This window comes from Streptomonospora sediminis (assembly GCF_054778995.1).
Genome location: NZ_BAAGYZ010000005.1, coordinates 236,163 through 260,277, shown reverse-complemented (window position 1 = coordinate 260,277; position 24,115 = coordinate 236,163). Strand labels below are relative to the sequence as shown.

General features: G+C 71.5%; 20 protein-coding genes and 1 tRNA gene. 10 read left to right on the top strand and 11 right to left on the bottom strand.

All coding sequences use genetic code 11. The features are described from left to right. Positions 1–942 carry a M56 family metallopeptidase gene (locus ACYVD5_RS01745; protein WP_460999061.1) on the top strand — a complete coding sequence of 314 codons (942 nt, stop codon included), beginning with the start codon at positions 1–3 and terminating at the stop codon, positions 940–942. 175 nt (positions 943–1,117) lie between these two features. Continuing rightward, the gene (locus ACYVD5_RS01740) at positions 1,118–1,411 is read left to right on the top strand and encodes a DUF2516 family protein (RefSeq protein ID WP_460999247.1); all 294 of its coding nucleotides are present in this window, start codon (positions 1,118–1,120) and stop codon (positions 1,409–1,411) included. On the opposite strand, the gene ACYVD5_RS01735 is transcribed toward ACYVD5_RS01740, so the two are convergent. The 3 genes from ACYVD5_RS01735 to ACYVD5_RS01725 form a co-directional block, all read right to left on the bottom strand. Continuing rightward, on the bottom strand, positions 1,298–3,934 hold the full coding sequence (locus ACYVD5_RS01735) for a hypothetical protein (RefSeq protein ID WP_460999060.1): 2,637 nt from the start codon (positions 3,932–3,934) through the stop codon (positions 1,298–1,300). The genes ACYVD5_RS01740 and ACYVD5_RS01735 overlap by 114 nt on opposite strands. 289 nt (positions 3,935–4,223) lie before the next feature. Next, entirely contained in the window at positions 4,224–5,186 is a 963-nt protein-coding gene (locus ACYVD5_RS01730; RefSeq protein WP_460999059.1) for a neutral zinc metallopeptidase, read from the bottom strand. Positions 5,187–5,288: 102 nt separating this feature from the next. Further along, positions 5,289–6,269 (bottom strand): neutral zinc metallopeptidase, encoded by a 981-nt coding sequence (locus ACYVD5_RS01725; protein WP_460999058.1) that lies wholly within the window; start codon positions 6,267–6,269, stop codon positions 5,289–5,291. A gap of 163 nt (positions 6,270–6,432) precedes the next feature. On the opposite strand from ACYVD5_RS01725, the gene ACYVD5_RS01720 reads away from it, so the two are divergent. After that, complete coding sequence (locus tag ACYVD5_RS01720) at positions 6,433–8,274, top strand: DUF2207 domain-containing protein (protein ID WP_460999057.1); 1,842 nt, start codon at positions 6,433–6,435, stop codon at positions 8,272–8,274. Positions 8,275–8,417: 143 nt separating this feature from the next. After that, a complete protein-coding gene (gene dtd / locus ACYVD5_RS01715; protein WP_460999056.1) occupies positions 8,418–8,843 on the top strand; it encodes a D-aminoacyl-tRNA deacylase in 426 nt (141 codons plus the stop codon). A gap of 24 nt (positions 8,844–8,867) precedes the next feature. On the opposite strand, the gene ACYVD5_RS01710 is transcribed toward dtd, so the two are convergent. Next, positions 8,868–9,566, bottom strand: coding sequence for a winged helix-turn-helix domain-containing protein (locus tag ACYVD5_RS01710; protein WP_460999055.1), 699 nt, complete (start codon positions 9,564–9,566; stop codon positions 8,868–8,870). Beyond that, positions 9,563–10,741 carry a sensor histidine kinase gene (locus ACYVD5_RS01705; protein ID WP_460999054.1) on the bottom strand — a complete coding sequence of 393 codons (1,179 nt, stop codon included), beginning with the start codon at positions 10,739–10,741 and terminating at the stop codon, positions 9,563–9,565. The genes ACYVD5_RS01710 and ACYVD5_RS01705 overlap by 4 nt, the downstream gene beginning before the upstream one ends. Before the next feature lie 123 nt (positions 10,742–10,864). Between ACYVD5_RS01705 and phoU the strand changes: the two genes are divergently transcribed. The 3 genes from phoU to ispF all read left to right on the top strand — a co-directional run bounded on the left by phoU (position 10,865) and on the right by ispF (position 13,056). After that, the gene (phoU, locus tag ACYVD5_RS01700; protein WP_460999053.1) at positions 10,865–11,527 is read left to right on the top strand and encodes a phosphate signaling complex protein PhoU; all 663 of its coding nucleotides are present in this window, start codon (positions 10,865–10,867) and stop codon (positions 11,525–11,527) included. 535 nt (positions 11,528–12,062) lie between these two features. Further along, entirely contained in the window at positions 12,063–12,545 is a 483-nt protein-coding gene (locus ACYVD5_RS01695; RefSeq protein WP_460999052.1) for a CarD family transcriptional regulator, read from the top strand. Positions 12,546–12,582: 37 nt separating this feature from the next. Then, positions 12,583–13,056 carry a 2-C-methyl-D-erythritol 2,4-cyclodiphosphate synthase gene (ispF, locus tag ACYVD5_RS01690; protein ID WP_460999051.1) on the top strand — a complete coding sequence of 158 codons (474 nt, stop codon included), beginning with the start codon at positions 12,583–12,585 and terminating at the stop codon, positions 13,054–13,056. Positions 13,057–13,334: 278 nt separating this feature from the next. Here the strand turns inward: ispF and ACYVD5_RS01685 are convergent, their stop codons facing one another. Further along, positions 13,335–15,926 carry a DNA polymerase III subunit gamma/tau domain-containing protein gene (locus tag ACYVD5_RS01685; protein WP_460999050.1) on the bottom strand — a complete coding sequence of 864 codons (2,592 nt, stop codon included), beginning with the start codon at positions 15,924–15,926 and terminating at the stop codon, positions 13,335–13,337. A gap of 324 nt (positions 15,927–16,250) precedes the next feature. On the opposite strand from ACYVD5_RS01685, the gene cysS reads away from it, so the two are divergent. The 3 genes from cysS to ACYVD5_RS01670 all read left to right on the top strand — a co-directional run bounded on the left by cysS (position 16,251) and on the right by ACYVD5_RS01670 (position 19,167). After that, positions 16,251–17,654, top strand: coding sequence for a cysteine--tRNA ligase (gene cysS, locus ACYVD5_RS01680; protein ID WP_460999049.1), 1,404 nt, complete (start codon positions 16,251–16,253; stop codon positions 17,652–17,654). Positions 17,655–17,998: 344 nt separating this feature from the next. Further along, the gene (rlmB, locus tag ACYVD5_RS01675) at positions 17,999–19,036 is read left to right on the top strand and encodes a 23S rRNA (guanosine(2251)-2'-O)-methyltransferase RlmB (RefSeq protein WP_460999048.1); all 1,038 of its coding nucleotides are present in this window, start codon (positions 17,999–18,001) and stop codon (positions 19,034–19,036) included. 55 nt (positions 19,037–19,091) lie between these two features. Next, positions 19,092–19,167 (top strand) — tRNA-Thr (locus ACYVD5_RS01670). An 88-nt stretch (positions 19,168–19,255) separates the two neighbouring features. Here ACYVD5_RS01670 and ACYVD5_RS01665 read toward each other — a convergent pair. The 5 genes from ACYVD5_RS01665 to ACYVD5_RS01645 are packed head-to-tail and all read right to left on the bottom strand — an operon-like array spanning position 19,256 to position 24,046. After that, positions 19,256–20,449, bottom strand: coding sequence for a tyrosine-type recombinase/integrase (locus tag ACYVD5_RS01665; RefSeq protein WP_460999047.1), 1,194 nt, complete (start codon positions 20,447–20,449; stop codon positions 19,256–19,258). Between the two features lie 27 nt (positions 20,450–20,476). Continuing rightward, positions 20,477–20,686: a helix-turn-helix transcriptional regulator gene (locus ACYVD5_RS01660; protein WP_460999046.1), complete on the bottom strand. Its 210-nt coding sequence runs from the start codon at positions 20,684–20,686 to the stop codon at positions 20,477–20,479. Continuing rightward, positions 20,683–22,377, bottom strand: a complete 1,695-nt coding sequence (locus tag ACYVD5_RS01655; RefSeq protein WP_460999045.1) for a replication initiator — start codon at positions 22,375–22,377, stop codon at positions 20,683–20,685. Before ACYVD5_RS01655 ends, ACYVD5_RS01660 begins: the two co-directional genes overlap by 4 nt. Beyond that, a complete protein-coding gene (locus ACYVD5_RS01650) occupies positions 22,377–23,795 on the bottom strand; it encodes an FtsK/SpoIIIE domain-containing protein (RefSeq protein WP_460999044.1) in 1,419 nt (472 codons plus the stop codon). The genes ACYVD5_RS01655 and ACYVD5_RS01650 overlap by 1 nt, the downstream gene beginning before the upstream one ends. Beyond that, entirely contained in the window at positions 23,795–24,046 is a 252-nt protein-coding gene (locus tag ACYVD5_RS01645) for a hypothetical protein (RefSeq protein ID WP_460999043.1), read from the bottom strand. Before ACYVD5_RS01645 ends, ACYVD5_RS01650 begins: the two co-directional genes overlap by 1 nt. Positions 24,047–24,115 lie beyond the last annotated feature (69 nt).

Below are 24,115 nucleotides of genomic sequence, written 5' to 3'. Positions count from 1 at the left end.
ATGGTCAGTGCCGCACTGCTCAGCGCCATCGCAGTTGGCTGCTTCGTCGCAGCGGCGCGGCTCCGCCGGGCCTCCTGGCCCCGCCGGGGGCCCTACGTGGCCGTCATCGTCTGGCAGGTACTCGGCCTGGCCTGGGGATTCTCCACCATCGGCGCGCTGCTGGCCTTCGGGCTGGCGCCCTACGGCAAGGGTGTTGTGGGCGGCCTCATCGCACTCGTCGGCGACGCCGCCGCGCACAACCTCTACCTCTCCGAGATCGCCGACACCTCCCTGGGCGCCACACAGGTCGGCGCCGTGATCCTGGCCTTCAGCCTTACCCTCCTGCTGTTCAGCGGGCTGGTGGCCGCCTTCGTGCAGGTGGTGCGCGTCCGCCGCCGCCACCACGACCTGCTCGGGCTGGTGGCCCACGACGACCCCGAGGTCCCCGGGGCGCGCATCCTCGACCACCCCGCCGCCGCCGCCTACTGCCTGCCCGGCGTGCTGCGCTCGGAAGTGGTCATCAGCGCGGGCGCGCTGGACGTGCTCGACCGCAGCGAACTCGCGGCCGTGATCGCCCACGAGCACGCCCACCTGCGCCAGCGCCACGACCTCGTGCTGCTGCCGTTCTCCTCGCTCAAGCGGGCCTTCCCGCACGTGCAGATGGTCGAGACCCACTACCGCGCGGTCGCGCTGCTGATCGAGATGTGCGCCGACGACCAGGCGCGCCGCGAACGCTCCCCCAAGGAGCTCGCCATGGCGCTGCTGCGCTTCGGCGCTTCGGGCACTTCGCCGGTGCCCGCGGGCGCGCTGGCCGTCACCAACGACCAGCCCGAGGTCCTCACCCGGGTCACCCGGCTGCTCAACCCCGTCCCGGAGCTCACCCGCCCCCAGACCACCGCGGTACTCGGCGCCGCCGCGGTGCTGCTGGGCGCCATCATGGTCCTCTGGCACATGCCGATGTAGCCGGCTGGCCGCGGGGTTCTGCCGCCGGCACCGCCCGTGCCGCGAAAGCGATCGCGGGCGCTCTGCGAGGCCGGGGCACGATTGCGGCCGCTCGCGCGTTTAGTGTGGAGACGGGCCGGGGGCAGCGCCGCCGGCAGACCATCCGCCACGAGGTTCGGAGCGTGCTGTGCTCGGCATCCTGGATATGCTTTGGTGGCTCATCTACATCGCTATCTTCGTCACCAGCCTGTTCGCCCTGGTCGATGCCATCCGCACACCCGGGCAGGCCTTCCCCGCCATGGACAAGCAGAGCAAGAAGCTCTGGGTCATCCTGCTTTCGGTGGCGACCTTCGTCTCGTTCAGCGCGGTGTTCAGCTCAGTCCGCTTTTTTGTCTTCATCGCGCTGGTCGCATCCCTCATCTACCTGCTCGATGTCCGCCCCGCCGTCCGCGGTATCGGGCGCAACGAGGGGCCCTACGGCCGCTGGTAGCTCCGCGCTGTGCTCGGCCGCGGCCCCGTCGCCGGGGCGCGCGGCGGGAACGCTCGGCGCCGACCGCCCCGCGGGCTCCGGGCCCGCAGGCTCCGGGGTAACGGCAGGGGCGGCCGGATCGGCCCGTTCCGCACCCGGCACGGCGCCACCGCCTCCGCCACCGCTGCCGTGCCCGCCGGCTATGAGCGCCGCCGCGTAGCGCACCGACTCCGCGTACATCGGGTCGCGGGTGTAGTGGGAGTGGCCCAGGATCGGCGGGTACAGCGCCTCGCCGGCCCGCACCCCGTAGTGGCGCGGGTCGGGCATCGGCTCGGCGTAGCCCACCCGCCCCGTTTCCGGTTCCGGGGTGTCCCGGTGCGCCGGGGCACCGGCGGTCGCCGCCGGGCGCGCGGCAGGTGCCGCGGTGCGGCTTGCGTCCGGGCCCGTGCCCGGTTCCGCTGACGCCAGGACCGGCCCGCCGATCGGGTCGGTGGCGCGCCACAGGTTGCGCCAGTGGGCCGCGCGCCGCCGCAGGTCGCCCAGTGCTTCCGGGCCGAAGTATGCCGGGAAATAGCAGGCGTAGAGCCGCGACAGCGGCGAACCGTGCGTGAGCAGCGCCACGCCGTTGCGGCAGCGCGCCGGCGCCTGCCACAGGGTCGCCGCCGCCAGCACCGACCCCTGCGAGTGTCCCGACAGCACCACGCCGGTCCCGCTATCGGCCATGTCGGTGACGCGCGCCACCAGTTGCGGGACGGCGCGTTCGCCGTAGCAGGGCGGGGCCAGCGGATGGGCCGCCCGCGGCCAGAACGTGCCGATGTCCCACAGCACGCCCACCGCCTGGCGGGTCGGTTCGTCGCGGTAGGCGCTCCCGCCCAACAGCATCAGCGCCAGCAGGAACGCGCCGCCCAGGAACGAACCGACCGCCACCAGCATGGTCAGCGCCGTCTGCGCCCACCCGGCGGTGACCCCCGCAGGGTCCACCCCGGTTCCCCCGCCGGGCACCGGCGTGAGCTGGCCGGTCGCGACCGAGTACAGCACCAGCCCCACCAGGGCCGGCACCGGCACCAGCAGCGCCGCCAGGCACGCCGGGAAGTACTCGGCGACCCGGCCGAAGGCGCGGGCGCGCGCGATGTCGCGGGTGCGGCGGGCATCGGGCGATCGCCCGTACATCCGCGCCGCAACGGCGGCCTCGCTGCGCGCCCGCCGCCGCAGCGCCACCAGCACGACCGCCGCGCACGCCAGCGCGATCGCGGCCTCCAGCGTGAACGCCAGCTGCAGCCAGGAGTAGGCGGCCGGCGGCTGCAGCACGATGCAGCCGTCGGCCTCGGCACCCGGGTAGTAGCAGCCGCCCAGCCACCCGGCCGCCTGATAGGCCACGGCAGCCGACAGCGCGCCGCCCAGCACCGTGCCCAGGATGGCGGCCACCGGGCCCGCCATCCCCGCGAGCGGCACCCGCTTGTGCACTCCGGTGCCGCGGTACAGCGCGACCGCCGCGGCCAGCAGCAGCGCACCCAGTACGCACTGGACGGCGAACAGCGAGTTCAGCACCGCCGAATACCACGGCAGCGGACCCTGGGCGTCCCAACCCGGCCGCGGCCACAGCGTGTAGACCAGGGCCGCGCCGAGCAGCACCAGCGATGCGTCGCGCAGGATCCACCCGGCCGTGTCGGCCGACCGGTGCCACTTGGCGGTGGTGCCCGGTACCGCCGCGCAGGCGGCGCTGAAGACGGCCGCGGCCGCCGTCAGCACGGCGATGGCCGTCCCGGCCGCCGACCCGCCCGCCGACAGCGAGTCGTACCGCAGCGCCGGAGCGGCCAGCAGGAAGGCCACCACCGACACCGCCACGGCGATGTGCGCCGAGCGCAGCCGCGCGGTCGTGGCGGAGTCGCGCCAGAAGCCGGGGTCGCTCAGCGGCGCCTCGGGCCGCGGGACGGGCTCGGGCAGCGCCGCGGTGACGGTCCGGTCGGCGCCGCGCCGCGACAGCGACCACAGCAGCGCGATGACCAGCAGCGGCAGCGCCGCGCCCGCGGCCAGCGCGCGCCCCGGCTCGGCCAGCGGCGCCCCGCGGGCGGAAAGCACACCCAGCAGCGGCCGCAGCTCGGCGCACCGCTGGCCGAAGCCGGCGCACTGCCAACCGATGAGGTCCATGCCCACCCCCGCCGCCGCCAGCACCAGCAGCGCGGTCAGGCTCAGCGCCAGCAGCCGGGTCGCCGCGCGGTAGGCGTGTTCGGCCAGGGCCATGGCGGGCGAGGGGGCCTCGGCGCTGCGGGCCGGCAGCATCCAGTAGGCGATGTTGGCCAGCATGAAAGGCAGGAGCAGCAGCCACAGCGCCCGCGAGGAGCGCCCCGAGGTCAGTTTTCCCCAGGCGAAGATCTCGCGGGGAACGTCCGGCACGGTTTCGGTGTCGGGCCTGCGCCGCCACCTGAAGAAACCGGCCAGGGGATCGCCGGAAACCCGCACGGCGGGCTCGACATCCAGCAGGTCCTCGGCCTGGCCGCCGCTGACTCCGTGTACCCGCAGCTCGACCGCGCGCATCTCCGGCATGGCGCGATTCTCCCACGCTGGGCGCGGTTTCGGCGGTGAACGGCCGAAGGACGAACGGGACCGCCGGACGAGCCAACGGGGCGGCACCGTCCCCGGGGACGGAACGCGCAGGCCACGGGCGGCCCGTGCCACTGTGCCCCCCGATCCGCGGCGGGGCACCCGTTGCAGCGGCCGCGGCACGGGCACCGCGCGCATCGGGCGCACCTGCACCACCGGCGTTATCCGGCGTGCCTGCCGCACCTGCTGAATCTGGCGCACCGCCGATCCGGGCCGTGCTGCTCCAACCCGGTCACTGCAGAACTGATTCGTCCTCGACCGACCAGGTGTTGCAGGCGCCCGGCGACTGCTTCTTCAGGCCGTGTTCCAGCCACAGCACGCTGTTCTCGGCGGTGCCGTGGGTGCGTTCGTCCTCGGGGGCGTCGGCGCGGTCGGCGGTGGCCGCGGCGTCGTCGAGGACCGCGTCGATGTCGCCGTCCTTGAGCGGGTAGCTCACCTCGACCGACCCCAGGAACGCCCCGGCGAAGCAGTTGGCCTGCAGTTCGCTCTTGCGGGTCCACTCGTTCTGCGCGGCACGCGAGGGTTCGGCGGCGCGCTGGTCGTGGTAATACTCCAGCAGCCCGGCCTCGCCCTGCACGTGGTGGCCGTACTCGTGGGCCAGCAGCGAGGCGTAGACGGCGCTCTCCTCGTTGCCGCCCCACTTCTCGACCACGTCGCCGGTGCCGATGTAGATGCTCTCGACCGCGCGGCAGTAGAATGCGCCCGCAGTGGAGGGGTAAGAGCGGCACGGGCTCCTGCCGCCCTCGCTCCAGAAGACCCGCCGCGGCGGGTCAAAGGGGATACCCGCCTGTTCGAACTGCCTGGCCCAGGCGTCGTCCAGGCAGTCGGCGACCGTGTTCAGGAAGTTCTCCATGGACGCGGGGTCGTGCACGTCCAGGTCGGACGCCGGGCACGGCAGCGGCATCAGCCGCCCCGTCGAGTAGAGCGGGTTGTCGACCAGTGCGGCGTGCCCGCTGGGGCGGCCGGTGCCGCCGGTACCGGCCGTTGGACCCGGCGTGCCGGAAAGGTCGGCGGCGGACCCGGTGGAATCGGCGGCGGGATCGGCGCGCCGCCGGCCGGAGTCGTCGGCGGTGATGCCCGTGACCAGCGCCAGGCTCAGTACGAGTGCCGCGAGCCCGGCATACAGCGCCGTCCGGCGGCGGGCAGAGCCGCGGCCGGACGCGGTTCCGGAATGCGGACCGGAGAAAGTCCCCATAGGAGCCGCCGTGTCAGCTTGAGTCTCGGGACATTGCGGGCGGTCGGGGCGGCTGTGCCGGCGCATCCGCCCGCACGCCCGCGCACATCGCCGTTGGCAACCTCAATCGACCAGGTCCTTCCGTGCCTGCCAGGTGTTGCATGCCGCAGGATCGCCGCGGTCCATGCCGTGGGCGGTCCACATCCGGCCGTTTTCCGGTGAGCCGTGCGTGCGTTCGCCGGGACCGAAGTCGCCGCGCCGCTCGGCGTCGGCCAGAACAGCGGAGTGCCCCGGCCCGCCGATCGGATAGCTGTGGGCGACCGAACCGATGAACAGCCCGCCCAGGCAGTTGGCCTGCAGCTCGCTGCGCCGGGTGAGCCGGTCCTTGGCGGCGGGCTCTTCAGCGGTGGTCCGCACGCCGTGGAAGTGGCCGAGAATGCCGGTCTCGCTCTGTACGTGGTGTGCGTATTCGTGGCTGAGGAGGAACGTGTAGGCCTCGGGGTGCTTGCTATCGGCGGAGTTCTGCACGATGTCCTCTATACCCAGGTACAGGCCTTTGTTTGCCTGGCAGTAGAACGCCGCGGTACCCGTTGAGGGGAAACTGCCGCATGGGCTCTGCCCGGCGGTGTACCAGTAGATCCGGCTGGGCGGGTCGAACTCGACACCGGTACCCGCGAACTGCTTGCTCCAAGCGGTGTCGAGGCAGCCCGTGATCTCGTGCAGGAAGTTCTCCATCGACGCCGGGTCGTCGGGGTCGAGTTCGGGAGCCGGGCAGGTGACCTCGGCCATGGCGCCGCTGTTGTAGAGCGCGTTCTCGGTGAGGGAACCGGTGCCGGTGTGCTGCTCGGCGGGCCGCTTGGCCGAAACCGGCGCGGCGCCCGCCGACCCTCCGGCGACCGGGCCGGCGTGGGCGGGCTGGAACATCGCGGAGACGCTGATGAACGCGGCCAACCCGATCGCGGACAACCCGGTGACCAGCACCAGCGTGACACCGAGGCTCAACCGCTGCCGGGGTTTGCGGGCGTAGTGGGGAAGCTCGTAGACGCCTTCGGTAGTCGGCCGCCGCCGGACGGCGGTCGCGGTCATCCCTGTGCGTTCGGCCACGCGCCGTTCCACCTCCCCCTCGCTGCTGTTGCGCCGGGCGGAAACCGTTCCGCCCCCCACCCACCACGATTATGACGGTCCGCGGTGACATGCGCAGGTTGCGGTCTGCTGTGCCCGGACGCCCGTGCCCCGCGGGCGGTGCCGGGCGATAGGCTCTCACCCCATGTGGCAGGTAGGAACGGCACGGGGCGCAGCCGCGCTCAAGGCCTTTATGCTGCTGGCCGCTGCCGGAACCCTGCTTGTACTGGCGGCTCCGCCGGCCGCGCCGGCGTGGGCGCAGGCACCGCAGCAGGCGCCGGCCGCGGCCCCGGACGACTCCGCCACCCCTTCCGCCGCCGCATCGCTGCCAGCGTCCGTGCCCGACGACGGCAACGGCAAGGCGATCACCAATGCCATCCGGTTGAATCTGGATGAACAGGGCGTATTGCACGCCGAGGAGTCCATCTCGTTCGGCCGCAAGGCGCCCGAGGAGTTCGTCCGCACGTTCTCCGTCCGCGAGCCCTACGGCGCCGACCACAGCCGGCTCTACAAGGTCAGCGGGGTCTCCGCCGTCGACGGCAGCGGCCGCGAGGTTCCCGTCTCCACCGACGGCAACGGCTCCACCCTGGACGTCGCGATGGAGACCGCCGGGCGCTCCGCGGTCGTGCTGCGCTACACCGTGCGCGGCGCCGTCGACCCGGTGGGCGACGGCACCGAACTGGAGTGGGCCGCAGTCGGCGGCTACAGCGGCACCGTCGCCGAGACCACCGTGGTCGTCGACGCCGCCGCGCCGCCGGTGGCGCTGTCCTGCACCGCGGGCCAGGCGCGCAGCTCCATCTACTGCACCTCCTCCGACATGGGCGGCCACCGGGCGGTGCTGGCCCGCTTCCTGCAGACCGACATGAACCCGGGCGAATCGCTCTACATCGTCGTGGGCTACCCCGCGGGCGCCGTCGGCGGCGAGGCGATCGTCGAGCGCGACTGGTCGCTGCAGGGCGCGTTCTCCATCACCCCGGGCACCGCCACCGTCTTCGGCGTGCTGCTGCTGTTGCCGGTGGGCGGGCTGATCGCGCTGATCCGGGTCCGGGGGCGCGACGAGCGCGCGCTCCGCACCGAGGCCGCCGCCGGCGACAGCGCCCCCGTGGATGCCGCAGGCGGCGGTACCGACCCCAACACCGTCCGCTTCAAGCCCCCCGACAACGTGCACCCGGGCCAGATCGGCACCCTCATCGACGAGCAGGCCGACGTGGTCGATATCACCGCCACGGTGGTCGACCTGGCGGTGCGCGGCCACCTGACCATCCGCGAACTGCCGCACGCCCACTTCTCGGCCACCGACTGGCGCCTGGACAAGTGCCCGGGCCCCGTCGACGACGACCTGCTGGCCTATGAGCGGCTGCTGCTGGACGCCCTGTTCCGCGACTGGCACCAGGTCAAGCTCTCCGAACTGGGTCGCAGCGAGTTCCCCGCGCGGCTCTCCCAGGTCCGCGATGAGCTCTACAGTGACATGGTGCGGTTGAAGTGGTTCGCCTACCGCCCCAACCTGGAACGCAACAGCTGGACCACCGCCGGCATCGGCATCACCGTGCTGGGTGTGGTTCTCACTGTGCTGCTGGCCGTCTTCACCCAGGCCGCCTTCACCGGACTGGCGGTCGTTATCGCCGGTGCGGCCGTGACCGTGGGCGCCCAGTTCATGCCCGCCAAGACGCGCCAGGGCAGCGTGGTCTTCGCCCACACCCTGGGTTTCCGCGCCTACCTGCTGGGCGCCGGCGCCGAGGACGTGGCGCCGCAGCACCGGGTCAGCCTGTTCTCGCGGTACCTGCCTTACGCGATCATCTTCGACAACGTCGACCGGTGGGCGGCCATCCTGGCGTCGGCCGGCAGCGAAAGCGCGGCCGACGGCCTGCCCTGGTACATCGGACCCGACGACTGGCACCTGGAGGACTTCGCCGACTCCATCAAGTCGTTCACGCTGACACTGACCGGGGTGATCTCCAACACCCGGCAGTTCCGTACGCTGCGCTGACGAAAGCGCCTGCGGGCCTGCCGCGGGCCTGCCGCGGGTCCGCCGCCGGTCGGCCGCAGGCCGGGGGAGCCCGGGCACTGCGTGGGCCGCGGCCGCGGCCCACGCGGCCCAGCACGGCACACGAACCATCGGGAGGGAAACACATGCGCGCGGTCCTGCAGCGGGTGGCACACGCTTCGGTCACCGTCGACGGCGAGACCACCGGCGAGATCACCGGACCGGGGCTGCTCGCCCTGGTCGGTGTCACCCACACCGACACGGCCGCCGAGGCCAAACGGATGGCGGCCAAGATGTGGGGCCTGCGCATCCTCGACGGCGAGGCATCGTGCTCGGACATCGGAGCGCCGCTGCTGGTGGTCAGCCAGTTCACGCTCTACGGCGACGCGCGCAAAGGCCGCCGGCCGACCTGGCAGGCGGCGGCCCCGGGGCCGGTGGCCGAGCCGCTCGTCAACGCCGTGGTCGACGAATTGCGCAGCCTCGGCGCCAGTGTCGAGACGGGGGTGTTCGGGGCGAAGATGTCGGTGGCACTGACCAACGAAGGACCGTTCACCGTCGTCGTGGAAGTGTGAACGGTCCCCGCTGCGAGAACGCCGCTACTCCTCGGTCACGGTCACCGGTTCGAACTTGTAGCCGAGCCCGCGCACGGTCACGATGAACTCCGGGTTGCCGGGGTCGGCTTCGATCTTGGCCCGCAGCCGCTTGACGTGCACGTCCAGGGTCTTGGTGTCGCCGACGTAATCGGCACCCCAGACACGGTCGATCAACTGCATCCGGGTGAGCACCCGTCCGGCGTTGCGCAGCAGCACCTCCAGCAGTTCGAACTCCTTGAGGGGAAGCTGGATGCTCTCGCTGCGCACGGTCACCACGTGCCGCTCCACGTCCATGCGGACGGGACCGGCCTCAAGGGCGGTGGGCAGCAGGGCCTCGTCCTCGCCGCGCCGCCGCAGAACGGCGCGGATGCGGGCGACCAGCTCGCGGGAGGAGAACGGCTTGGTCACGTAGTCGTCGGCGCCGAGCTCCAGCCCGACCACCTTGTCGATCTCGCTGTCCTTGGCCGTCAGCATGATGACCGGAACGTTGGACTTCTGCCGCAGCGTTCGGCACACCTCGGTGCCCGGCAGGCCCGGCAGCATCAGATCGAGCAGTACCAGGTCGGCCCCTGTGCGGTCGAAGGCTTCCAAGGCAACCGTTCCGGTCGGGGCGACGGCGACCTCGAATCCTTCCTTGCGCAGCATGTACGAGAGGGCATCGCTGTAGGATTCCTCGTCCTCAACGACGAGTACACGCGTCACTGTGCTGCCTCCTGATTTGTTCTTTCGCCGGGGCTCGGACGGTCCCGGGTCTGGGCGTTGGGCAGACGCAACGTGAACGTCGAACCCGAGCCCTCCTTGCTCCACACGGTCACTTCGCCGCGGTGGTGGGTCATGATGTGCTTGACGATCGCCAACCCCAGTCCGGTCCCCCCGGTGGCCCTGCTGCGGGCCGCGTCGACGCGGTAGAAACGTTCGAAGATGCGTTCCAGGTCTTGGGCGGGAATGCCGATGCCCTGGTCGGCCACGCTGATCTCAACCATCTCGTCGACGGCCTCCACTGAGATCGATACCCTGGTGCGTTCGGGACTATAGGCGACCGCGTTGGCGACCAGGTTGCGCAGGGCGGTGACCAGCAGGCCCTCGTCGCCCATCACGACGGCGCTTTCGGTGCCGCTGGCGACGAGTTCGATCTCCTTGGTTTCGGCGGCGGTCCGCACGAAGTCCATGGCTTCGTCGACGACGACCTCGACGGGGACGCGGTCGGGTTCGGCCATCGGCTCGGCGCCCTGGATGCGCGAGAGGGTGATGAGGTCCTGGATAACGCTTGTCAGCCTGGCCGATTCCTGCTGCATGCGCCCGGTGAACCGGCGCACCGCATCGGGATCGTCGCTGGCGTCGGCAATGGTCTCGGCGAGCAGGGACAGGGCGCCGACGGGGGTTTTGAGTTCATGGCTGATGTTGGCGACGAAGTCGCGGCGTACCGCCTCGACCCGGCGCCGCTCGGTCTGGTCCTCGGCGAGCACCAGCACCAGGCCGGTGCCGCCTAATGGTGCCACGCGCACCGCAAAGGAGGTGGAGTCGGGGCCGAACTTGCGTACGGCCACCTCGATCTCGGTCTCGCGGATGACGCCGTCGCGGCGCACCTGCCTGGCCAGGGCCAACAGGTCGCCGATGACGAGTTCGTCGCCGCGCACGATCCCGTAGGCGCGTGCGGCGGAGCTGGCGCGCAGTACCCGGTCGGCCGAGTCGAGGACCACGGCCGAGGACGGCAGCGCGGCCAGCACCTCGGCTATACCCGCGGGGAGTTCGGTCTGCCGTACAGGTTCGCGGGACCGTGTTCCGCCCGACTCGCTGATGCGGAACGCGAGACCCGCCGCAACACCTGTCACGAGGCCGACCAGTCCCGCGATAGCGGCGAGCAGTTCTCCTTGCACGTCTCGATCGTAAGCCGCGGATGCGCTGCTTTACCCTGCTGACCACGGCTAACAACCGAGGTTTTGCGATTATTCACTCATGATTACGCAATGATTCAGCTACGAACTGGGACGATGTAGACCATGCGCGATACGTATCATGAGGAGCTTGACGCCCTCAGCGAGCGCCTCGTCGAAATGACGCGGCTTGCCCGGCACGCCGTCGCACGCGCGACAACCGCGCTGCTCGACGCCGACCTCAACGCGGCACAGGAGGTCATTTCCGGCGACGAGGAGCTCAACCGGCTCGACGAGGAGATCGAGGCCGCTGCGTTCGACCTGATGGCCCGGCAGCAGCCGGTAGCACGTGATTTGCGCATCATCATCACGTCTCTGCACATGGCCGGCGACCTGGAGCGGATGGGCGACCACGCGGTGCACATCGCCAAGATCGCCCGCCGCCGCCACCCCGACTCCGCCATCCCGGCCGAACTGCGCTCCACGGTGCTGGAGATGGGCCACCAGGCCGAACTGCTGGTCATCAAGGCCGGCGAGGTCGTCAACGCCCGCGACGCTGAAACCGCGCTCGAACTCGACGCCGACGACGACCGGATGGACCGCCTCCGCCGCCGGCTGCTCACCCGCATCCTCGACCCCGCCTGGGAGCACGGTGTCGAGGCGACCATGGACGTCACCCTGGCCGGACGGTTCTACGAGCGTTTCGGCGACCACGCGGTGCACGTGGCCGACAACCTCATCTACATGGTGACCGGCGAACGCTCCAAGGACTACGAACCCGAGGCGTAGCAGGCGGCCGCCTGCCGGGCGGCCTCCCCGGCCGCTCGGGCGGCTGCGGCGGAAAAGCGGGGCCGCCGCCCGTCCGGCTCGGCCGCACAGGCGCACCACTGCCGCACCGCCCACCTCTGCGGCTCCCATCGCCGCAACGCCGCGCCCGCAGCGGCGGGGCGGTGGTCGGGTCGTTGCGCTTGCCCCCGGCCCGGTGCCGGGTTCCGTCCCCGTACGACCGCCCCGCCCGCGCCCGGCGCGGCACCCCGGGTATGCCCCGGCCGCTGCGCCGAGTTGTGACCGGGGTGAGACCATAGTGAGAGACGGGCTCCATCGGGGCCCCGGTCACCCGCGGGCCGCCGCGGGCGTGCACGGGCAGCGGACAGCCGCCGCTCAAGCTCTTGCCAGGTACCTATTCCGGACGGGCCGGAAGCATCTGGCCGGAGCTTTGTCAAGACCCCGAATGCGGCACTGACCTGCGCGTACGTAAACCCAATAGGTACGTTAAGTCACAGATTCGTGGTATCCTGGTGGTAGCGGAAGGGGTACTTGTCACATGACTTTCAAGGTCGGCGACACCGTTGTCTACCCCCATCATGGGGCTGCTCGTATTGAGGCGATCGAGACTCGCGCCATTAAGGGCGAGGATAGGACCTACCTCGTTCTCCGGGTTGACAAGGGTGATCTCACAGTACGCGTACCGGCGGAGAACGCCCAGGACGTCGGTGTTCGTGACGTGGTCGGGCAGGATGGCCTCGACCGGGTCTTCGAGGTCCTGCGCGCACCGCACACCGAGGAACCCACGAACTGGTCGCGGCGCTACAAGGCGAACCTGGAGAAGCTCGCCTCCGGCGACGTGAACAAGGTCGCAGAGGTCGTGCGCGACCTGTGGCGGCGCGACAAGGAGCGCGGGCTCTCGGCGGGCGAGAAGCGGATGCTCGCCAAGGCGCGCCAGATTCTCGTAAGCGAACTCGCACTCGCGGAGAAAACGAACGAGGACAAGGCCGAGGCACTTCTCGACGAAGTTCTCACCAACTAAACAAAAGCCACGAAGAACACTGCATTTTATGCCAAGAATGCCGAGGGTGGGCGTCGGTACCGACGTCCACCCTTTTATGTCCGGACGAGTTCTGTTTCTTGCCGGTTTGGAATGGCCCGGCGAAACGGGTGTCAGCGGCCATTCCGACGGCGACGTCGCTGCGCATGCCGCGTGCGACGCCCTGTTTTCCGCCAGCGGGCTGGGTGATCTGGGCAGCCAGTTCGGCACCGCCGACCCGCGCTGGCACGGCGCCTCGGGGGTCGCACTGCTCACCGAGGCGGCGGCACGGGCGCGCGCGGCAGGCTTTGAGATCGGCAACATCGCGGTGCAGATCATCGGAAACCGACCCAAGTTCGCCCCGCGCCGGGCCGAAGCCGAGCAGGTGCTGTCGGCGGCCGCGGGCGCCGCCATCACGGTGTCGGCGACCACCACCGACGGTCTGGGGCTCACCGGCCGCGGCGAGGGCATAGCGGCCATCGCCACCGCCCTGTGCGCGCCCGCGGACGACTGAGCCGCCGGCACCGGCGGGGCGCGCAGGTCGCGCGGCGCTGTCGCGGCGTGCGCCCGCTCACGGCCGTTCGCAGCCGCTTGCGGCGCCGCTGGAAACGCCGCCGCCGATTCGGCCGGCCGGGACCACTTTTCCGCGCACCGGGTTCTCCGGCACGCCGGCGACCGCGGCATGGCGCAGCGGTGCCCATCGCACCGGAGGACCCGCGGCGCGGCGCCAAGGGATCCCGGATTCCTTTTCACGTGTCCGATGGGTCTGCGGCGCCCCTTGCCCGCGGCGGGTTACTCGTCGGGTGGCCTGGGTTCGCTACGCACGCGGTTGGACGGCGGATCAGCGGGAAACGGCGACGACGGGGTGCTGCGCTGGGGGTTGCGCGGGGTGCGGCGGGGCTTGAGCACCATCGGGCGCTTCGTGATCGGCGGAGCCGCGGGATAGGCCGGACCGCGCGGCGCCTCGTGCGGTCCGGGCCGGTTCCGGGGCTCCTGGCGATCGGAGTCGGCGGCGCCTTGCTCCGGCGCTGGGCCATCACTCGGTGCGGCCGCTGTGGCGGGTGCGCCCGCCGCTGCGGCAGGTTCGCCCTCGTCGCTGGTCGGGTCGCCCGGCGGCAGATCGTGCACGAACCCGTCGGGGTCCTCGCCAGGCCCGGCGAACAGGGCGGGCGGTTCCCCGGGCTCGCCCGCAGCGGCGGTCTCGGGCGGTCCTGCGCCGGGCGGGGGCTCGGCCGGCGGGGAGCCGGCGGCACGCTTGATGGGGTTCTCGGCGGCTCCGGGCATGCGCCTGGGGAGTTCGGGCGCGCCCCGGTCGGCGGGGGCCTCGGCTGCGGGTGCCGGTGCGGGATCACCGGCGGATCCGGCCTCGCCGGAGGCGTCCGCGGGCTCTGCCGGTGCCGGCGGCTCCGGCGGCTGCCATGCCGCCGCGGCGGTACCGACCGGTGCGGCAGCGCCGGCACGGGCCTGCCCGGAGCCGGTACCCGCCTCGTGGGGTTCCGCGTGTTCGCCGGATTGCCCGGGTTGCACAGGTGCCGCCGTTTCCGCCGGCTCCGCCCGGCCGCGGGTGGCACCTGCGGTATCGGCGGGCCCGCCGGCCGCGAGACCGGCAGCTGCGGTGGCGGAGGCAGCGGTCCGGGCCTCGCCACCCGGTGCCGTTTCGGCCGCTACCGGCTCGGCCTGCCCTGCCGAGGCCCTATCCGTCCGGTCGGTGCCGTCGGCCGCGGTCGGCGATACCGCTGGCGGCTCGGTGGCCTCGGTGGCGGGGGCCGGGCCCTCGGCGGCGGGGGCCGCAGGCGCCGAGCGGACTTCGGCGGAATCCCAGTTGCCGGGACCGGTGCCGGTCCGGGCGCCGGGCTCGCCGCCCGCGCCCTGATCGGCGGTTGCGGCCGGCCGCGGTTCGGCGGCCGCCACTGCGGGGCGGTCGGCAGCGCTGCCCGGAATCTCGTCGGCACGCGGCAGGTCGGCGGCCGTCGGCATACCGAGCGCGGGGAAACCGGTCGGATCCGCTGCAGCCGGTTCGCCCGCCGCCCGGGAGTCGGCGCCGGCCGGCGTATCGGCCGCCGCAGTGTCACCGACCGCGGTGTCGTCGACCGCGGTGGCCGATTCGGCCGCGCTCGGCTCGCCGCCGTCGTTGGCGGGCCGCGCAACGGGCGGGCCGCTACCGGCGTGCTGCGGCTGCTGCTGTCCCTCCGGCCCCGGCTGTTCCCGCTCCTGCTCCTGCTGCGCCGGCTCCCGCTCGTGTTGCGGCTCGGAGTCGGCCGGCGCTGCCGCGGCGTTCGGCCACAGCGGTGCGGCGGCGCCGGTGCTTTCGGCGCTGTCTGCGGTTTCGGTCGCTCCGGCGGCCTCGGCGGCGGCACCCGGTTCGGCGTCCGCCGTTGGCTCGGCGGGCTGGTCGGCGGCTGCCGCAGGGGCGTCCGCGCCGGTGGTCCCCGGGGCCCGCTCAGGTTCGTCGTCGCCACCACCGTCGCCGTCGCGCTGCGCCCCGGCTCGGGTGCTGTTGCGCTGCGCGGCGGCGGTCTCGCGGCGGCGGGCCAGGAACCCGGGGCGCCTGCGGTCCTCCGCGGACTGCGGCGGCTCGGGCGGATCGGGCCGGGTGGGGCGCTCCGGCCGAGCCGGGCGCTCGTGCGGTTCGGGCCGGGGCGTGTACAGGCCGGACCCGCGCAGGTCCGGGGCCTCGGTTTCGCCGGGCCGCTGCGCTCCTTCGCCGCCGGATTCCAACGGGCCGTGTGCGCCGTTGGCCGCGAAGGTGAGCGGTTCGGTGGCCGGTGCTTCGCCGTGCGGCACGGTCTCGGGCTCCGCTGCCCGGGGCTCGGTGCCGTGCCGGCCGGGGGCGGCCGCTGCGGGCGGCGGCTCGGTGGCGGGACCGGTGTCGGGCTCGGGGCGCCGCTGCTCGCGCGGGCGGCGGGGGCCGGTCCCCGGGATCTCCCCGCGCAGATGCATCACCACCCACAGGAAGAGCCGGAACGCCACCAGCAGCGCCAGCCACGGTGCCACCGCCGCCACCACGACGGCGAAGCCGGGCACCAGCACGATGTCGCCGGCATGCAGCGCGCTCGTGCCCGCAGCCAGTGCCAGCAGTGCGAGGATGAGGGCGTCGACCCACAACCGGCGCGAGCGCGGCGCCGTACGCAGCACATAACTCGTCCAGAACGCCATCAGGACCAGCAGCGTGAACGCCGCCGGATAGAGATGGGCGTATCGGGCATTGATGTTCCCCTGCACGGCGATCTGGTAAATGCCGTTGTAGGAGAGCAGCACAGCGCAGCCCGCGATCACCAGGACACCCAGGCCGGTGAACAGGACGGCGGCGACCGGGGGTCCGGAGCGCGGCGGTTCGGCGGTAGCGCGCGCACCTGGGGTTTTGGAGGAGCTTTTAACGGCCATGGTGCGCAGCAGCGTAGCCCAGCGAACGCGGCGAACACGAGGTACCGCCCGAAACCGGCCGCGGGCCGCTGCGGCGATGCGGGTGGCGCAATGCGAATTCGACCGGTTCGACGGTGGTGAGCGGCCGGGCGATCACGGATCGGCAGCCGCAGCGCAGCTTGGGATGCGATTTTCCGGGACGGCGTCGCCGAATTGCGGATGCCCAATTCTTGCCGGTATCGGGTTCCGCTATTTCGCGCAACACGGGCGCGCGCCGCCGCCCGGGGCGGTCCGGATGTGGATAGGGCACCCGTGGAAACCGGGTGAACCGCTAGGCTGGGCGGTGTGAGTCTGCGCTTCTATGACACCAGTGCCCGCCAGGTCCGCGACTTCACACCCCTGCGCGAGGGGCGTGCGTCGCTGTACCTGTGTGGCGCCACGGTGCAGGCGCCGCCGCACATCGGCCACATCCGCTCCGGCGTGAACTTCGACATCCTGCGCCGGTGGCTGGAGTACCGCGGCTACCAGGTCACGCTGTGCCGCAACGTCACCGACATCGACGACAAGATCATCAACGTCGCCGCCGCCGAGAACACCGAGTGGTGGGAGATCGCCGAACGCAACCAGCGCGCGTTCACCTCCGCCTACGACATCCTCGGCTGCCTGCCGCCCTCCGTCGAACCCCGCGCCACCGGCCACATCCCCGAGATGATCGAGCTCATCGGCCGCCTCATCGAGCGCGGCCACGCCTATCCGGCCGGCGACGGCTCCGGCGACGTCTACTTCGACGTCTGCTCGTTCCCGGATTACGGCGCGCTGTCCAACCAGCGGACCGACCAGATGCGCGGCGCCGGCGATACCGACGACGACTCCGGCAAACGCGATCCGCGCGACTTCGCGCTTTGGAAAGGCGCCCGCCCCGGCGAACCCGACTGGCCAACCCCGTGGGGGCGCGGCCGGCCGGGATGGCACCTGGAGTGCTCGGCCATGGCCACCCGGTACCTCGGCCGCTCCTTCGACATCCACGGCGGCGGGCTCGACCTCGTCTTCCCGCACCACGAAAACGAGATCGCCCAGTCCAAGGCCGCCGGCGACGGCTTTGCCCAGTACTGGCTGCACAACGGGCTGCTCACCATGAGCGGCGAGAAAATGAGCAAGTCGCTCGGCAACTCGCTGCTCATCCCGCACATGGTGCGCAAGGTGCGCCCGGTCGAACTCCGCTACTACCTGGCGCAGGCGCACTACCGCTCCGTCATCGACTACTCCGACGAAGCGCTGCACGAGGCCGCGGCCGCCTACCAGCGCATCGAGGGCTTCCTGACCCGCGCAGCCGAGGTCGTGGGCGCCACCGACCCCGCGCCGCAGGTGCCCGATCAGTTTGCCGCGGCGATCGACGACGACCTCGGTGTCTCCCAGGCGCTCGCCGTCGTGCACGGCCAGGTTCGCGATGGCAACACCGCCATCACCGAGGGCGCCAAGGAGCGGATCGCCGAACTCGCCGCCCGGGTGCGCGCAATGATGGGCGTCCTGGGGCTCGACCCCCAGTCCGAAACCTGGGCGGGCACCGGCGACTCCGGGCTGAGCGACGTCGTCGACTCGCTGGTCGCGGTCGCCCTCGACCAGCGCCAGGCGGCACGCCAGCGCAAGGACTATGCGGCGGCCGATGCGATCCGCGATCAACTGCTCGCCGCCGGCATCGTGGTCGAGGACACCCCGCGCGGGCCGCGCTGGGAACTGCGGCGCGGCTGACTCCCCCGGGCGGTGGCGGCGCAGCCACCGCCGATGGCGCAGACACTCGTCACCATGGGCGACCATGGGGGTAGGCCGCGGACAATAACCGATCGCGCACCGCGCCGCGGCCCCGCACCGGCGACACGGGTTCGGCGCCGGCGGGACCGGCCGGTACCGCAGCAGGTCCATCAAGGCCCGTAGCACGCCGCCGCGTCCGCACGGGCGCCCCTGGTGGCCGGGTCGCCCGGGTGCGGGCAACGGGCCAACGGCGGGGCGGCACCACGGCGGGGTAGCGGCTCGGGCAGGGCCTGCGGGCGGCGCGCGCCACCAGAAGCGGCAACCGAAGGATGAGGACGGCAGCCATGCCGGCGAAGAAGAGCAAGAAGGGCCCCACGAAGGGCAGCGGCGGCAAGGGGAAACGCTCCCTTGAGGGCAAGAAGGGCACCCCTCCCGCCGAGGAACGGCACTGGTACGCCAGGAAGAAGCGTCCGGCCGCGGACTCGGCGAAGCCGGGCGCTGCCGCGTCTACCCGCCGGAGTGACGGCGGCAAGAGCGGGGGTGGCGACAAGGGCGGTGCCCAGCCCCAGGCCACCCGCCCGGGCACGGGCAGTGTGGCGGGCGCCAACGGGCCCGGCCTGCTCGTCGGCCGCAACCCGGTGATCGAGGCGCTGCGCGCGGGCCTGCCCGCCACGCGGCTGTTCGTTGCCAACAGCCTGGACGCCGACGAACGGGTCACCGAGGCCGCGCGCCTGGCGGGCGAGGCCGGCCTCGACATCCGCGAGGTCCCGAAGTCGGAACTGGACCGGCGCTGCGACAGCCAAGGCCAGCCGGGCGCCGCACACCAGGGGATGGCGCTGCAGACGCGCCCGTACCGCTACTGGGATCCGGCCGACATGCTCGACGCCGCCCGGGCCACCGCCCGCGAGTCCGGCGCCGCGCCGCTCATCGTGGCGCTCGACGGGGTCACCGACCCGCACAACCTGGGCGCCGTTGCCCGTTCCGCGGCGGCTTTCGGCGCACACGGCCTGCTGATCCCCGAACGCCGCGCCGCCAGTGTGGGCATCGCCGCCTGGAAGACCTCCGCGGGCACCCTGGCCCGGCTCCCCGTCGCCCAGGCCACCAACCTCACGCGCACCCTGCAGGCCTACAAGAGCACGGGCGTGTTCGTGGCAGGCCTCGACGGCGACGGCGAAACCTCCCTGGATGCCATGGATGTGGCGACCGACCCGCTCGTCATCGTCACCGGCTCCGAGGGCAAGGGCCTGTCGCGCCTGGTCCGCGAAACCTGCGACCAGGTGGCGCGCATCCCCATCAGCGGAGCCGAGTCCCTCAACGCCTCGGTCGCCACCGGCGTCGCCCTCTACGAGGTCACCCGCCGCCGATCCGCGCCCGGGCATTGATCCAAACCCGGTAGCATGCCATTGTGCGCCCCAGCCAACACTGGGGACCGCACCAGCCGACGTAGCTCAATAGGCAGAGCAATCGCCTTGTAAGCGATAGGTTAGGGGTTCGATTCCCCTCGTCGGCTCCAATAGCGCCCGAACCCGCAGGTCAGGGCAGCAACCACAACGGCCGCCCGGCACCCGCCGGACGGCCGTTGCACATTCATTACACATTGGTCAGGCAGCGCGCTTCCGCTCAGCCTCCGTCAGCTTGGCCAGGTGTTCAGTTCGCTTGACTGTGAGAGCGTCCGCCACCTCGTCCAACCGGTCCGGCCAGAGATGCCCGTAGGTGTCGAGGGTGATGCTGGGCTTGCGGTGCCCGAGCATGGTTTGTACTACGTAGACGTCCGCCCCCGCCGCGATGGCGAGAGAGGCAGCGGTGTGCCGAAGCTTGTGCGGCGTCAGTCCGCGCCCGCCGAGGCCGGCGGTTTGGACGGCTTTGTTGAAGTTGCGGGGACGCCAGTTGCGGAGCCATATCGGCCCGCCGCGTGGAGCGGTGAACAGCAGGTCGTCCGCCGAACGGTCGCCGACGAGTGCGCCCAGCTCGGCGACGAGGAAGGCCGGAATGGGCACCGACCGGACTTCTCCTTTCTTGGGCAGACCGAGCGTCAGCTTGCCCTTGTTGTCCTTGTATGCACGGTCGATGTGCGCTCGGCGGTTGTCCAGGTTCAGCCGCCCTACGGTCAGCGCCGACGCTTCGGACCAGCGAAGACCCGTGTAGGCGAGGAAGCGGACGAGCGTCGCGTGTTTGCCGGAAGCCAGGGCGAGCCGTTCCACGTCCACATGCGACAGGTAGACGTGACCGCGCGGCGGCAGCTTGGGCAGCGGTACGCCGCGCGCCGGGTTGCGGGTGACGAACTCGCTCTTGACCGCCCATTCCAGGACCGAGAGCAAGACCAGGTGGACACCCCGGATGGTCGCAGCGCCGATCGGCTTGTCGCCGCCCTTGCGGGGTTCGGTTTGGAGCGTGAGCACCCAGTCCGCCACGTCCTGATAGCGCACTGCCGAAACACGGACGCCACCCCAGCGCGGGAGGACATAGTTGTCCAAGTGGTCGCGGTAGAGATTGCGCGAGCCCTCTTCGAGGTCGGTCTTGGACTTCCACCAGGATTCGGCGACAGTGCCAACGCGGATCTTTGCGAGTGCGGGATCCCGGTAGGCGCCTTCCGAGAGCTGGCTTTCCATCTCGGTTTGCCGAGCCTCCGCTGAGGTCTTCTTCTTGAACGTCCCTGCACTCTTCTGCTGTCCTTCCGGATCGTAGTACCGGACGTGCCAGCGTGCGGGCGGGGTACGCTTCTCTGCCTTTGCTTTGGCGACCGCTTCGCGGTACGCCTTGTTTCTCTGACGGTCGTAGACCCAAGCCCTAGCCACCGTGCACCTTCCCTTCTACGCGACGACTCAGGGCTGCTTGAGGACCCACGTGCGGACTTCGGCAGGGACGTACCGGATGTGCCGTCCGATGCGGTGTGAGGGCGGACCGACCTCCGTGTACCGCCACTGGTACAGCGTCTTTACAGGAACGCCGAGAAACCCGGCAGCATCCTTCACCGACCACAGCCGCTCTCCCCGGTAGGCTTCTGTCTTTTCGCGAACGGTCGCGTCGGTCATGCGGCCCTTTCTGCGGTTGCCGGAAGATCGTCGGGTCGGTGTTGCCGAACGGCGTCGAGCTGGGTGCGGCGTTTGAGGGCTTCGCCGACCGCGCGGAGTAGGCGGTGTTCGCGTGGCGGGACGTCGGGGTCGGTCGGGCGGGCGAGTTCCCAGGCGTGGTTGTCGGAGGACACCGAGGCGAGTGCGGGAGCGGCGTTGGCGGCCTGGCCCTCGTCGGGGTCGGCGTCGGGATCCACGCCCAGCGTGTCCAGGACCCAGCGCAGCCGGTCCGCTTTGTGATCGGCGACGGTCTTTCCCGACCACTTGCGCGAGACCAGCACCCGGCGTCCGGCGTAGCCGAGGTGTTCGCGGCGGTGGGCTTTGGAGCGGCAGAACCCCGGCACCATCCCGGCTTTGGCGTTGTCGGGTTGGATGCCGTAGCGCAGCCAGTTCGCGCAGCGCGGGGAGCAGGGTTCGAACCGCAGCGCTTCCACGAGGCGGTCAACGTGGCGGTGTTGGGTGTCGGTGGTGACCTCGTGGCATTCAGCGATGTCCTTGGTCAGGTACTTCGCGAGGTAGCGCACGCACCGGTCGGCATCCGGACTACCGGCCACAACGCCTTTCGCGTCCACCTGCGACCCGAAGCGCACGACGTGCATGGGTTCGGCCGCAGGGTCGGCGTCCAGGGCGTCCAGCGCCTCGTCCCACGACGGCAGTACCTCACCGGTCGCCGTGTCGACGTAGTTCCCGGTGCCCTCGTCCCAGACGGGCAGGTTTCCGCTCTCATAGACCGCCTCGTCGGCGTTGGGCCACCACACCTGGTGGTAGGTGGCCGCGGCGATCTGGCGCAGCTCGGCGCGCGGGATGGTGCCGCGGGTGGCCATGTGCAGGTGCGGCGCCAACCTGCGTTGCGGTTCCACGGTGGCGAAGTACTGCACATCGAAGCCGGCGACACGGCGGAGGTTCTGCACGAACCGGTCGATGAGCTTGGAGAAGTGCAGCGCGTCCCGAGCCGCCCGCCGGTAGTCATAGGTCGACGGGTCCACCGGGGTCCCGTCCGACTTCACGCGCCCGTAGGTGTCGCAGGTCAGCGTGACGAACAGCGACGGCCGGAAGGTCTTGCCGGTCGCCGGATCCTCGTAGGCACGGCCCACAGTCGTTTTCGCCATCTGCCGCTTGGGCAGGTCCGGCGCGTCCTGGCGCCGCCGTGTGGAGCGCACCCGCCGGGACGTGGCCGACGAGGAGGACGCGCCACGGGAGACCGACCCCCGCATACCCGAGGCGGAGATCTCCGCATCCAGGTCCGCGATGGCCGCATCGAGTTCGGCGACCTGATCGGGGTCGGCACCGCCGGCCCTCACCAGAGCGTCCCGTTGCGCGGTGACCATGGCCCGCTGTTCCACCCACGCCCGCTGCACATCGGAGGGATCATCGGGTTCCACGGTCGGGTCTTCGGCGAGGTGCCAGCCTTCCTCGCACTGGCTGCGCCGGATGGAGCGCTTGCGCTTGGCACACGCCGGGCACCGCGATTCCAGCGTGGACCCGCACGGAACATCCACGATCTCGGTTGATCCCGTGGTGATGTCGGTGCGGCGCAGCGATACGGGCCGGATGCAGACCCCTTTGTCGGCCGCGATCTGCTCGGCGACCTCACGCGCCAAGGGTTGGGCTTGGCGTTCGGCCCGGGTGGTCTTGCCGGTCGGGGTCGGCATCAGCCCACCCCCGCAGCGTCGGCGGCCATGGCGTCGATGTCGGTATCGGAGACGAAGGCCGCCCGCACCCGCGCCGGGACCGGGGAGCCTTCCAGCTTCACGAACGCTACCCCCGGCAGTTCCGGCGCGATCAGGTGGGCGTTGGCGCCGCGGTCCCGGGCACCTTCACCGAGGACCATGTCGACCTGGGAGGCCTCGTCGAGCCGGAGCGCGATCTTGTCCGGGAAGAGGTTGCGCAGGTTCATGACCTCTTTGCGCGGATCCTGCAGCGCGGCCAGCACGCAGAACCCCACCGAGCGGCCCTGACTCGTCAGCGTCGCGATCGCGTTCTCCGCGCGGCGGCGCACGTCGCGGTCGGGGTGGTAGGCGGTCAGGAACGCGACCTCGTCCAGGACCACCACCGTGAACGGATCCTGCACCGAGGGGACATGCACCCGTTGGGTGCCCGCGTAACGCTGCGCGCGTTCCTGCATCGCCCCGACCGCGGCTTCGAGCAGCTCCACCGCCGATTCCCCGTCATCGGCATACCGGGCGAACAGGGCCCGCCCGTAGGACAGCTCCATCCGCTTGGGATCGATCGCCCACACCTGCGCGATCCCCTCGTGAATGGCCGGGACCATGGCGCGGATGGCCGACCACAGCACCGAGCCTTTGCCCGAGCCCGTGACGCCCACGGTCAGCACGTGGGTGGCGTGCAGCCGCAGGTGCCACGGTCGGCCGTCCTCGCACCGGCCCACGGGCAGCGCGGCCAAGTCCACGTCCCGGGGGTCATCAGGCACCGGGAGCGCGTCGATCGGGTCGGCCAGCATGTCCCGCCGGGGGAACTCCAAGACGAGATCCCGCGGCCCGCGCACCTCCACCCGGCACGACGGGGCACCGAACCCGTGCGCCAGCTCGGTTACGCGGTTCTCGAACTCGGATGGGGCGGTGCCGGCCACCAGCTTCACCCGCACCCGATCCGCCCACGCCGAGCAGATCACGCCCCGGATCTGGGGCAGGTACTGCCGCTCAAGGTAAGACTCGGCCAGCCCGGAGACCACCAGCACGGGTTGCCAGTGCCGCCGGTAGACCCAGAACCGGCGCCAGGTCGCCAGCACCCGCAGCGCCACATGCACCGTGAACGTCTCCGGCCAGCGGCGCCACCACACCAGCAACCCGACATCGACCACCGTCCACAGCACGCCGAGACCGACCCACCCGAAGAGGACGTAGGCAGTCGCCGAGGCAACGACAGCACCCATGGTGATGGGGAACTGGAGGGGCAGCAGCACCAGCATCCGCAGGAACCGCCACAGCCACCCGGTGAGGATGAAGAACCCCGGCGTCTCCACAACCGGGGTCGTGAAGCGGATGGTCTGGGCCGGAACCGGCGCGGTCGGCTGGACCTGGGTGGCGCCCGCCTTGGAGTTGCGCAGCATCACCGCTCACCTCCGATCCCGGCATCAGCGCGGGCGGCGGCCAGGTCGGCCCGTGCCTGATCGGCCACCGCACGGGTTTCGGTATCGGTGGTCTGGGCGGCGATGCGGTCGAGGATGGATGACTTCCACGCCAGCAGGCCCGCATCCGGGGACGGCCGACCGGAGTCGAAGACGGCGGTGCGGTGGGCGCGCAGGGCGTCCATGAACGCGGTGATCTCGCGGATGCTGACCCGCGCAGGCTGATCGGACATACTGGGAACACACCTCTTCCAGGGATTTCACAGGTCTCGCAGGGGGTTGAAGGGGCGGCCGAAGGTGTT